10 protein-coding genes and 1 pseudogene are annotated in these 11,748 nt (G+C 58.3%); 7 read left to right on the forward strand and 4 right to left on the reverse strand.

Annotation, left to right across the window (positions count from 1 at the left end; translation table 11 throughout):
- Window positions 1-274 precede the first annotated feature (274 nt).
- Window positions 275-952, reverse strand: a complete 678-nt coding sequence (locus D8U71_RS25245) for a DUF3313 domain-containing protein (RefSeq protein WP_024012860.1) — start codon at window positions 950-952, stop codon at window positions 275-277.
- Between the two features lie 211 nt (window positions 953-1,163).
- Here D8U71_RS25245 and D8U71_RS25250 point away from each other — a divergent pair, with 211 nt between their 5' ends.
- Window positions 1,164-3,530: a tetratricopeptide repeat protein gene (locus tag D8U71_RS25250; RefSeq protein WP_130888965.1), complete on the forward strand. Its 2,367-nt coding sequence runs from the start codon at window positions 1,164-1,166 to the stop codon at window positions 3,528-3,530.
- A gap of 285 nt (window positions 3,531-3,815) precedes the next feature.
- On the opposite strand, the gene D8U71_RS25255 is transcribed toward D8U71_RS25250, so the two are convergent.
- Both D8U71_RS25255 and D8U71_RS25260 read right to left on the reverse strand, forming a co-directional pair.
- Window positions 3,816-4,790 (reverse strand): hypothetical protein, encoded by a 975-nt coding sequence (locus D8U71_RS25255; RefSeq protein WP_130888966.1) that lies wholly within the window; start codon window positions 4,788-4,790, stop codon window positions 3,816-3,818.
- A gap of 231 nt (window positions 4,791-5,021) precedes the next feature.
- On the reverse strand, window positions 5,022-5,513 hold the full coding sequence (locus tag D8U71_RS25260) for a hypothetical protein (protein ID WP_122881014.1): 492 nt from the start codon (window positions 5,511-5,513) through the stop codon (window positions 5,022-5,024).
- A 233-nt stretch (window positions 5,514-5,746) separates the two neighbouring features.
- On the opposite strand from D8U71_RS25260, the gene D8U71_RS25265 reads away from it, so the two are divergent.
- From D8U71_RS25265 to D8U71_RS25285, 5 genes are all read left to right on the forward strand, one after another.
- Window positions 5,747-6,682, forward strand: coding sequence for a halovibrin HvnC (locus tag D8U71_RS25265; protein ID WP_130888967.1), 936 nt, complete (start codon window positions 5,747-5,749; stop codon window positions 6,680-6,682).
- A gap of 50 nt (window positions 6,683-6,732) precedes the next feature.
- On the forward strand, window positions 6,733-8,124 hold the full coding sequence (locus D8U71_RS25270; protein ID WP_241663616.1) for a hypothetical protein: 1,392 nt from the start codon (window positions 6,733-6,735) through the stop codon (window positions 8,122-8,124).
- A gap of 73 nt (window positions 8,125-8,197) precedes the next feature.
- On the forward strand, window positions 8,198-9,127 hold the full coding sequence (locus D8U71_RS25275; protein WP_122612277.1) for a halovibrin HvnC: 930 nt from the start codon (window positions 8,198-8,200) through the stop codon (window positions 9,125-9,127).
- Window positions 9,124-9,579 (forward strand): DUF2599 domain-containing protein, encoded by a 456-nt coding sequence (locus D8U71_RS25280; RefSeq protein WP_130888968.1) that lies wholly within the window; start codon window positions 9,124-9,126, stop codon window positions 9,577-9,579. The genes D8U71_RS25275 and D8U71_RS25280 overlap by 4 nt, the downstream gene beginning before the upstream one ends.
- A 116-nt stretch (window positions 9,580-9,695) precedes the next feature.
- Window positions 9,696-10,388, forward strand: coding sequence for an aspartate/glutamate racemase family protein (locus tag D8U71_RS25285; protein WP_130888969.1), 693 nt, complete (start codon window positions 9,696-9,698; stop codon window positions 10,386-10,388).
- A gap of 1 nt (window position 10,389) precedes the next feature.
- Here the strand turns inward: D8U71_RS25285 and D8U71_RS25290 are convergent, their stop codons facing one another.
- Window positions 10,390-10,908: a GNAT family N-acetyltransferase gene (locus tag D8U71_RS25290; RefSeq protein WP_130888970.1), complete on the reverse strand. Its 519-nt coding sequence runs from the start codon at window positions 10,906-10,908 to the stop codon at window positions 10,390-10,392.
- A gap of 619 nt (window positions 10,909-11,527) precedes the next feature.
- Here D8U71_RS25290 and D8U71_RS25295 point away from each other — a divergent pair.
- Window positions 11,528-11,748 (forward strand): annotated as a pseudogene (locus tag D8U71_RS25295) (hypothetical protein); the annotation flags it as partial.

Below are 11,748 nucleotides of genomic sequence, written 5' to 3' on the forward strand. Positions count from 1 at the left end.
CAGACACAGCGGAAGGAGGTGCAGCGAAGCAAACCGTAGCCGCTGCGCCCGGATCGATCCCGCAGCGAAGGAACCCGAGCCTGCGAGGGCCGAACGTAGGAGCAAGCCTTTTTGGGTACTTTTTCGGCGTTTGGAAAAAGTGCCTCGCCGTAAGGGCGAAACCGTAATCAGCAACACCCGCAGCAACGGATATGTACCCAAAAAACCAGGAGGCAGGCCCCACCAAAATAGCGGGAGCCAGCCTGCTCGCAAAGAGGTGTCAAGCCTCACGACATCACTTGGCCTCGGACTTGAGCTTCAGATACGTCTGATGCATGTCACTCGCCCAACCATCGATCACCGCTTTGACATCAGTGGCTTTCATCACCTGCGAGGAATTTTCCAGCGGCTGACCGGTGCCCTTGCGCACCACTTGAGCCACCACCTTGTTACTGCTGCCGTCGAGGAACACCGCCTCAGTGGCCAACGTGGTTTCCTGATCGCGAATACCGGTGGCCGTACTCACCGCAGCAGCAACCAGCGCAATCGGAATCACCTCATACACATGCAGGCCTTCGGTCTTGCTGCTCACCGCAGTGATCGCCGGCCGTATCACGATGACGCCAGGCCCCGGGCCGGTGGCCAGCGGCAGCGACTTGCTCAGCTCACGCTTGAGCGCCTGATCGTAATAACTGGTGATGCCATTGAGGGTTTGCTGGGGGATTTTTTCCGTCGCTTGCGGCTTCGGATACAACTGGCTCGGTTCGACATAGACGCTGCTGAATTTGTTGATGTCGAGTTTCGGGTCCATCCAGCGCATCACCTCGGCACCCGACGGTGATTTGGTCTCCTTCAGTTGACTGTAATCCTTGAGAAAACCGGAGTACTGGTCTGGCTCGACGGTTTTGCTGGAACAACCCACCACACCCAGGGTGGCGATGCACAGCGTGCCCATCATTGCGGCTAGCTTCATGCTGTAACTCCTGTCAGAAGGCCAAATCGTTTGCATAGGGGGAGTTACAGGTATAGCTAAAACCGCAGCAATTGCGATTGCAAATTACAAAATTCACACGGCGCTGCGCAGCAAGTCACAGCGCTTATTTGACAGACGCGCTGCATGCGGCAAAGCTGCATCCAGATGTATGCACGCCAGAAGGCCAACGCACCGGACTACGGAAGTCGCAATGCCCAAGCACAAAAACAAAGCGGTGCAACCTGAGCCTGACGCGTCACCCTCCTCTTTTTCACGTTACCTGTTTCCAATCACCATCGGTCTGCTGCTGTCGGCCGTGGCAGGCATTGGCTGGTTCCTGTTCAGCCCGGCGACGGCCCCCGTCAAACCCGCAGCGGTCAGCACGCCTGTAGCACCGCCAGCCAAGCCGCAACCGACTGTGGCAAACAAACCGGCAAGCATGGTCGATGAGCAGCAATGCCAGGGCTGCCACAGCGAACAGGTCAAGGACTGGCAAGGCTCGCATCACCAGCTCGCCATGCAGCCGGCGACCGCCGAAACTACCCTCGGCGACTTCAACAACGTGACCTTCAAGGCCGAAAACGAGACAACAAAGTTCACCCGCAAGGGCGATGAATTCTGGGTCAATGCGCCCGGCATCGACGGCAAGAATGCCGACTTCAAAGTGGCGTACACCTTCGGCATCGCGCCGCTACAGCAATATCTGATCGAGGTCGGTCAGGGGCGTCTGCAAGCGCTCGGCGTGGCGTGGGATTCCGAGAAAAATCGCTGGTTTCATCTGTACGCCGGCCAGGGCGTGAACTTCAAGAATCCGCTGCACTGGAGCAAACCGAGCCAGAACGCCAATTTCATGTGCGTCGAATGCCACACCACCGGTTTCAAGCGCAATTTCGATGCGCAGAGCAACAGCTTCAACAGTCAATGGAACAGCCTCGGAGTCGGCTGTCAGGCCTGTCATGGCCCGGCGTCGAATCACCTGGAGTGGACGCAGAAAAAAGACGATTTGATCCATAAGGGCTTCGACGTCGATCTCAAGGACAGGAACGCCACGGTAGAAATCGAAACCTGCGCGCGCTGCCATTCCCGCCGCGCACCGCTGGGCGATGGCTTTACCGTCGGCAAGCGGCTGATGGACGATTACCTGCCCAGCGCCCTGACCCGCGAACTCTATGCGCTGGACGGCAAGATCAAGGACGAAGTGTTCGAACACGGCTCGTTCCTGCAAAGCAAAATGTTCGACAAGGGCGTGCGCTGCAGCAATTGCCATAACCCGCACAGCAACGAGCTGAAGGCACCGGGCAACGCCGTGTGTCTGCAATGCCACAACACGGCGGGCAAGACCTCGGTCGCCGGCGTCGACGGCAAGGGTCTGCAAGCGAAGAATTACGACTCCATTGAACACACCCGCCACGCCATGGGCCAGCCCGGCTCGCAGTGCGTCGATTGCCACATGCCCGGCAAGTTCTACATGGGCAACGACTTTCGGCACGACCACAGTTTCAGCATTCCCAACCCGGAGCGTGCGCAGAAACTCGGCACCCCAGACGCCTGCCTGACCTGTCACCAGGGCAAGGCCGGCGACAAGGTCACCGCGCAGTTCAAATTGTGGAACGCCACTGCCTCCCCGGCTCAGCAGGCGCCACGCTATGACGAAAGCCTGTGGCTGATCCGCAATGGCCAGCCCGGCGCCGCCGACGCGCTGTACCAGCAATTGCAGCGCAGCAACCTGCCGCCGATCCAGCGCGCGATGCTGCTGGCGGAATTACCGCTGTACCCGAGCGAACAGGCGCTGAAACTGGCCACTCAGGATCTCAAACATCCAGAGCCACAGGTGCGCGACAGCGCGGTGCGGGCAATCAGCGCATTCTTGCCACCGCCGGAGCGTGCGCCGTTATTGGCGCCGTTGCTCAATGATCCAGTGAAAGCCGTGCGCATCGTCGCCGCGCGGGATCTGCTCGGTGCCTCGCGCAACAATGGTCTGGGGGCGGCGCAAGCCAGCTGGAACGCGGCGATTGGCGAGTATGAAGCGGTGCAGAAAAGCCTGCTGGAGCGTGCCGAGGCCAATCTCAATCTGGCGATGCTGTACCAGGCCAGCGGGCGCAGTGTCGAGGTCGAACCGTTGCTGCGCAGCGCCCTGCAACGTGACCCGGACTTCTACCCGGCGCTGGTCACGCTGGCACAGTGGCTGGAAGCGAATGGTCGCGCCACCGAAGCGCAGAAGCTGTTGGATGACAGCCTCAAGCAGCATCCGGATGCGGCGCTGTTGCAGCACACGCGCGGGTTGTCGCTGATCCGTGCCGGCCAGTCCGCCGACGCCATGTCCTACCTGCGCAAAGCCGCACAACTCGAACCGGAGAATGCGCAATACGGCTATGTACTGGCGGTGGCGCTGCATGAGAGCGGCAAGGTTGATGAGGCGTGCGCGATTCTGGAAAGTTTGCTCAAGGTACAACCGGCCAACCGCAATGCGCGGCTGTCGCTGATCCAGTACTACCTCGATAGCGGCCAGGAACCGAAGGCGCAGGTGCTGTTGCAGGGCTGGAAGAAAATGAATATGGGGGATCCGGCGCTCAAGTGATCGGCTGGAGATCGGTGGCCCCTCACCCTAGCCCTCTCCCAAGGGAGAGGGGACCGATTGGGGAATATTCAAGGATTGCACCGACTTGAGCGATCGGCTTTGAATCCGTAATCGACTCGGTCTGTCACTTCGATGTATCACCCAAGACACCCCGGTCAGTCCCCTCTCCCTCCGGGAGAGGGTTAGGGTGAGGGTTAGGGTGACGGGCTGCCAAACCAGTCCCCTCTCCCTCCGGGAGAGGGTTAGGGTGAGGGGCTTTTGATCTTGGCTTTCAGAATCGAACAATCACCACGAAGACGTCTCTCCACTGCGCAAAGCCATCTCCCGCCGGCTATTGGCGCGCATCGCCTTGATCAGCGACACCGTCCCCACCAACAAAATCGCAGCACCAAACAAAAAGTCGATGTTGTACAGCTGGAAATCTTCCACCGGCCCGATCAGCAATGTGCGCACCACCGCAATTCCCACCAGCGTCGCGAGAAAGTCGATCCCCGGTTCATCGCGATAAAACACCAGCATCAGCGGCAGGCACAGCACCAGCAGAAGCAACAGCACCACAACCTTGAACGAGCCTTTGCGCTCGACGCTGAACGCACATTCGTGCGCCCCGTACGGCTTGTAGTCCTCATCGCGGATCATCGAGTTTTTCTCGTTGATGTAGTCGGCGCGGTTGTACTTCTGGATCGGCGTGAAGGTGTTGGACATCTCCATCAGCGTGGTGATGTTCTTGAAGCGCAGGTCGACGCGCTCGCTGCCCTTGAGGTAATACAGCACCGGTTTGTAGCCGTAGCGATAAGTGTCGAAGGGGAACGCCGCGGTCTGGGCGTGCACGCCGATCGGCCGTGGTTCGAGTTCAGCGAAGGCGCTTTTGTTGGTCGACGAGAGGTTGCGGCTCAGCGGCTGCACCTTGATCTGCTCGAGGAAGATCGGCGTCACGCCGAACGACCACTGCAACGGTTCCAGACGCAGGCGCAGTTCGTTGCGGCCCAGGTCATAGCGGTTGAAGGTTCGTTCGGAAACCACCAGCGAGCCGCCAACCATGAACTCACCGCGCAGGTTGTTGGTGACGCGCAAGGACAGTTGATCCTTGCCCAGCAACGCCGCTTCCGTGGTCGGTGGCGTGCCGCACCACGCGGTGCTCTCGCCGACACCGCCAAGCTGGCCGTCGCGGTTTTCCTTGAATACGTAAAAGTAACTGGCCCACAGCGTCAGCAGCAAAAGCGACGCCGTGAGACCGAGGATTTTTTTGCCCGGACTCACTGATCAGACTCCCTTCTTCGGTTCCATCGTCCAGCCGAAAACCCGCTGGCGACGGCGACTCTACCAAAAGGCCATCAGTGACCCAAGGGAAAATGCCGGATCGGCACCGAACCTAAGGGTTTCCCCGGTACTCGCCTCACCCCCCCAAGGAGCGAGCCTGCTCGCGATAGCGGTGTTTGATCGTTACACGCTCTGCGTGGGAATGCAGCCCGGGACGCTCTGCGTCCCAATCTAGGTGCGATCGCGAGGAATCAGGCTTTGCAGTTGCTGCGCCAGAAAATTAGCATCAAACGCAAACGTATCCGGATCCTTCAAACCATTGGTCTTGCGCCACTGCCACGCACCATCCGCCAGGCCAACCAGCGAAATGCTCCCATACCGGGCCGCCGTCAGCCCCATCACTGCCAGGGAAATCTGCCCGCCGCTGCCCATCACATCCGGCACAAACTCCACCGGTTTGCCGGCAATCACGATGCTCAATTTTTCCGTCTTGAACGTCGAGGTCTCCACCGGCACGCTCGGCCCGGACGCGACATACGCCTCGCGACTCACCTCCAGCAGATTCGGCGCCTTGACCGGTTCAAGCCATTGCTCGATCTGGTCGAACAGCGCGCCAATCCGTGTTGCCCATTCAGCTGATTGCGTAGTGAACAGTTGCTTCTTGTGCGCTTCGCTTTCGGCATAGTGGCGAAGCATTTCGCCCAGTTGCTGTACATCGTTCATGAGCAAGTCCCTCGATTAGCCCGCAAGAACAGATAGTGGCAGATCAAGGCGCCTGTGTACGTTTAACCGCTCATCGAAGGCGGCTTTAGCGAAGTCTCTAACCGACAGATGGTTAAAAAAATTGAATTTACCTGTCAGATCTGACAGTTAGGCGCGTTACGAAAGCGATGTTTAATTTCGATGCGAGGTGACCGCTTCAGTGAAGTCGACATCAGGACGCAGGGAAAAGCAAAGTGAAAAAAATCATTCTTTCAGTTTCAATTGCAACACTCATTGGCTGCGTCCAAACGGCTCCTCAGGCACCGTTCGAGCAAAGCGGCAGTAACAATTCGCATGTCGCCATTACCGGCCCGCAAGTGGTCGAGTGGTTGAATACCTTGTACAACTCGAAGTCCCAGAACTGCCATGAATCAGCCAACCAGCCCGCATTCCTCTGTTCGGGGGTCATTTTTCGAGTCACCGACAAAAAGCCGGGCGAGACTCATCACGTCTGGAACCCCAGCCCGACGTCCGTCAAAAATGGTGGCGTGTCATTTTCCTATCTGAGGACCGACTCCAAATACGGTCGACTCGCCTGGGGCCATGGCAACGGGTTCATGCTGTATCCGATTTTCGGCGCCCCACAAGACAAGGTTGATCTCGATGTGTTGTGTTCATTTCCAATCGATGGCTGGACCTGGAACCGCACCACGCCTTGCGGTCATCACGCCTCGTATCCGGCGTCCAGCCAGCGTTGCCAGAGTGCAGGGGTAACCACGGCCGAGCAGTGGAAAAGCGTGTGGGACAACTCACCCAATAGCCATCACATTCGCCAGTGCGGCTTCGATGTTTCAGAGGCAACCGGCAAGCCGGCCGCGGTGCCGTTCTATCAATCGGTCAGAGCGCGCGGAATGTTGAGTCAGAACCCAACGCATTTCACTGAACAGAATGAAGTCGTGGTCAAGACCTGGCCACAGAATCTGCAAGACACCTTACCGCTCATGGCGTTCTTCTTTATCGCCGGTGGCGGCAATGCCGGTCTGCCCGAGGCTCAGGGCAACCAGAAGGACTTTTACAACTCCACCACCCGAAGAATATGGGTGCCGGTCATCCGTTTATTTCCGCCTTCGACCCCCACCAGCGAGGCCACGTTCCAGTACGTCGAGTCCGACCAACTGATCAGGCCCTGAGTCCCTCTGCTTCTGCGAATCCACTAAGTCAAATAAACCGGGAGACGTCCATGCCAGTAATCATCGAGGCTCAAGCGCAGCCGCAAGACATCGCCCCCGTATTGATTCCGGGATGGGTCACCCCGATTCAACATCCTGATAATCCGCACGGCGGCTTGCCGTTATCGCTGGCCGTAAACGGAGAGGTCCGCTTGCTGATCGACCCTTGGTTGAACCAGAACGCTTTCGACACGGCCGGTATATTGCTCGAAGATTCGCAAGTGCCGGTGGTTCCCCACACTATCCAACCGGGCGAAGAAAATCAGCGCTTCACCATGGGGCTGCCTGAAGGCATGCTCAGAAACGGCGTCAACCGCATCCGCCTGCAAGTCACGCGGATTGCTCAAACGCCTGTTGAATCGCTTGGGCTGAAACTGCTCTACAACCGCCCCCGCCCAGCGGGTGAGATTGCGCAAAGCGGGGATAACCCGAACCTGGTCATGACATTACCGGACGATGTGTTAAACGGCATCGACGCCGTGCGCGCGGCGGTGGGCGTTGATGTCACGCTGCGATACATCCATATGCGCGAGCGAGACGTCATTACGCTCGATTGTGACGGTCAGACCAAATCCCACACCGTGACTGCTGCACAAGCAACCGCCGGCGCTGTGGTATTGAAGCTGTTTACCAACGACTTCTGGCAAGACAATCCGAGGTTCGCATTGCGCTTCAGGGCTATGGACCAGCTCGGCAACTCATCGGGGCCACAGGCAGTCTGGTCCGCTGCCACGCTGGTGGACGTTCATATCCGCAAACAGCCGGAACTCGATTTGCCAGCGCCCAAGGTTCTGGAAGCAAAGGAGCTCAATGGCAAGCAGCTGAATTTCGTCAGGGACTTCTATGACGCTGCGTTCGCCACCGTGGAGGTCAGCTACACCGGTTCCGACACAGGACAAACTGTGCAAGTCAAATGGCTGGGACGAAACTATACCTATCGCACAGCCGTACAGACCGTAGCCCGCCCGGGGCAGATATTGCGGTTCCAGATTCCGCGACTTGAGGTCATCGATAACGCCGGCGCCGGCCACGCAGAGGTGACCTATACCGTGAGGCTGCCTGGTACCACGGTAGAAATTCCCTCACGCGATCTGGACTTGACCGTTACCGGGCAGAAATATCTTTTGGGAGAACCCTCCCTTAATTCCGACAATACCAATTTAAGGGCTTATTACCCCGCATTGATTGATGGTTCCTACACGGTGCGCATGGCGTTACACGGCGTCGTCGTTCGCTACGGCGAAGAGGTGCTGATTAAAGATCCTGACTACACCAACCTCCCGATCCCTGCGGCGTGGATCCTGGAAAATCGAGGACGGGAGGTGATTCTCAACTACACGCTGAACCGGACAGGCGCCAGCGAGCCACTGGTTTTTTCCTGGTGCCGAAGAGTGAGGCTTTAGCGGCGTACCACTAGAAAATTCTACTCGAACACTACATTCCAGAATTGAGATTCGGCGAGACAAGGACTCAGTCATGCGCAAAATAATCGGTTCACTGCTTATAGCCTTGTTGATTGGTTGCTCTCAAAGCCCATCGCAACCGCCACATATCACCAACACCAGCAATGCTCTGGTACTGGACGGTCCCGCCACCGCCAGTTATCTAACGACGCTTTATGGCCGCAAGTTTCCCAATTGCAACAAAGTGAATTCGCAACCCTCTTTCCTTTGCTCAGGTGTGATGCTTCGGGTAACAGTCAAAGACCCCAACAATACTTATAAGGTCTGGGAGCCCAGCCCTATCTCTGTTACCAGCGGCGGTATTTCGTTTTCCTACCTTCGTGCCGACACCAATTTCGGCCGATTGGCCTGGGGTTACGGCAACGGCTACATTCTTTACCCGGTCCTGGAGCGACCCGCCAATACCGATCAACTGCAAGTTCTGTGCTCTTACCCGATGGACTCCTGGGGCTGGCATCGCGGTAAAAATGGCGTGTGCATTCCTACCCCTGCACACCCTGAAAGCGGCTACTGCCACAACGCGAATGTAACCACTGCAGAGCAGTTCAAAGCAGCCTGGGACAGGGCAACCGTGAACAAAAACCTCCAACAGTGTGGCTTCGACGTGCGAGACGAGCGTAATACCCTGGCAGCTCCGGCGTTCTATCAATCGCTGCGCGCCAAGGCAATGTTAGGCGCTACCGGTTTCAACGAACACAACGAAGTGATTATCAAAACCTGGCCAGCCGGCAAGGCAAACGCATTTCCGATACTGGCGTTTTTTTATATTTCCGGCGGGACTGACCCTAAACCGCTCGCCGATGCAAGATACAACCAACAAGACTTTTACAACTCCACACACCCCAATAGAACGATACCGATCATCCGTCTGGTGCCCGCGACCAGCGCTACTGGTACTACAACTTTCAGCTATGTCGAAGCCGATCAGGTGGTGAAACAATGAACAGATATCACGCAAAATACTGCCTGCTCGCATTGGCACTGACTGCCTCCTGGCTGCGCATGACTGAGGTGGCCGCTGCCGAAACCGCACCCTCCGCAGTGGATGGCGAAAGCGTGATCGTGATTGTCGAGCGCTGTAATCGCTACATCCAGAACGCCTACTGGTTTTACCGGGACTATCAATGGGTGCTCGCCATCTCGCCAACGCCCTGTGCCAGAAGAACGCAGTCACCTGGCACACCTTTCATCTGGAATGAACTGACGCGCGACTATTCCAATAGTCGCTATTGGCAGAACACTCATGGCATGCGTCACCAGCTGATTTGCCACATGGCGATCGCGCGGGACAAGCCGGAATGGAACCTGGAGCCTTGGCGCCCGGATGTCGGTTATGCCAGAACACTGGAAGCCAGATGTAATCACACCCAGCCGCTCCCCGAAAAAGCACCATGACACCTGAATGAAAGTTTGCCGATACAGTTGATCTGGAGCTGGCGTGAGGCGGAAAACCACCGGAAACTTCGGGCAGGCCAGGCTCCATTGAGCCCGGCATTGCCCGAGGAGTTCAAATGCGCACCATCGGCCTTATCGGCGGCATGAGCTGGGAGTCCAGCGCCGAGTACTATCGCCTGATCAACCAACAGGTTCGCGAGCGGCTCGGCCGGTTGCGCTCGGCGCAGTTGCTGATGTACAGCGTCGATTTCGGCCCGGTCGAACAGGCCCAGCACGCCGGGCGCTGGGACGATGCAGCGGCGATTCTGGTGGATGGCGCGCGCCGGCTCGAAGCTGGCGGCGCCGAGTGTGTGGTGCTGTGTACCAACACCATGCACAAGGTCGCCGAGCAGATTCAGGCGGCGATCAGCATTCCGTTCCTGCACATCGCCGAACCCGCCGCTCAGGCCGCACTGGAAATCGACGCGCGCACGGTCGGGTTGCTCGGCACCGCGTTCACCATGGAGCAGGACTTCCTCAAGCAGCGTTTGATCGCCCAAGGCCTGACCGTACTGGTGCCGGATGATGCCGAGCGCAAAGAGGTGCACCGGATCATCTACGACGAACTCTGCGTGGGCGTGATCAGCGAACAATCGCGAGAAATCTACCAACGCGTCATCGAATCCCTGACCGCCCGTGGCGCCCAGGCGATCATCCTCGGCTGCACCGAAATCGGCCTGCTGATCAAACCCGAACACAGCGCCCTGCCTCTGCTCGACACCACCGAGCTGCATGCGCAGTCAGCGGTGGCGTTCGCACTGGGCGACTGACTCAGGGTTTCGACGAACCGCGCAGACGGGCCATGTTCAGGGTGTCGACCCACTGCCCGTCGCGCACCGCGTAATCACGCAACAGCCCTTCGGCCTCGAAACCGAACTTGCGGTAGAGGCCGATGGCTGCCTCGTTATCGGCGTACACCGTGAGTTCGACGCGGTGCAGATTCATCCAGTTGTCGGCAACGTCCAGCGCCGCTGCCAACAACATCGATCCCACGCCTTTGCCCTGCCAGGCTACCGCGACCGCCATGCCGAAACTGCCGGCGTGAGCGCGGCGCATCCTTGAATAGGCTTCCAGACCGAGATTTCCGATCACCACGCTTTGGTGCAGAGCAACCAGTTTCAGCGCGCGCTCGCTGTCGGCCTGCAGTCGCTGACGCCAGACCTCGGCGGATTGAAACGGCATCTGCAGCACCTGCCGCGCAACGGCGGGGTCGTTGTAAAGCGCAGTGATGCCTTCGAGGTGGGATTCGTTGGAGCGTTCGAGATGGATCGTGGAGGTTGGGTCTGACATGGGATCGGTCCGTGATCAACGTGTGGCTGGTCACTCTAAACCGCTGATCTGGAATCTGGCGAGATGAAATTGTGGGATCGAGCTTGCTCGCGAAGGCGTTGGCTCAGATTAAAGTGTCGACGGGCAGATTGCATTCGCGAGCAGGCTCGCTCCCACATTTTGATCCAGCCCGGGCACACCCCTGTGAGCACTGAAGATTCATGTGGGAGCGAGCCTGCTCGCGAAAGCGACCTCACAGCCAACACCTGCTTCCCGGCAAAAAACATCTACCGTGCTGTCGCCAACTTTTGCCTTTTAAACGCCGCTGTTTAAAAGACACCTCCAGACACGCCTTCCAAGCTACAAATTCTTGCGCCATTGCCTACAGCTACGCCAGAATCCGCCGGCTTGTGCGCCTTGGGGGCGGGTTCTATGGTGGTGCGGTCGCTGAATGTTCAGTGATCGGGTTTAGCAGCCCGGGTTATCTCTAGACGCACAAGGTCTTGCCGTTATGGCGGCTTTGCGCGGGGCACTTCGGTGCGCCGGGTTCTAGAGTCCTGGTCTGCTAACCCGCGTACAGCCGCCACCTCCTTCGTTAGCAGCGAACGGTGGCAGCTTCACCACTCTAGAGGCTTCACCCATGATCAAACCAACACCCAACCCACCCGAAACCGACCCCACCTCCCCCTACGAATCCCTCGACTCGAAAAAACTCCACCAAGCCGCCGACCGCGCCCTCGACCACTACCTCTGCCCACCCGGCTCTACTCCACCGCCGTTCAGCCCCCGCGCCATGTACGCCGTCACCGCCGACACCAAAAACGAAGACCTGCTGGCCAACGCCTGCGAAACCCTCGCCTC

It is taken from the genome of Pseudomonas sp. Sample_21 (assembly GCF_004307525.1).
GTDB classification, from domain to species: domain Bacteria; phylum Pseudomonadota; class Gammaproteobacteria; order Pseudomonadales; family Pseudomonadaceae; genus Aquipseudomonas; species Aquipseudomonas atacamensis.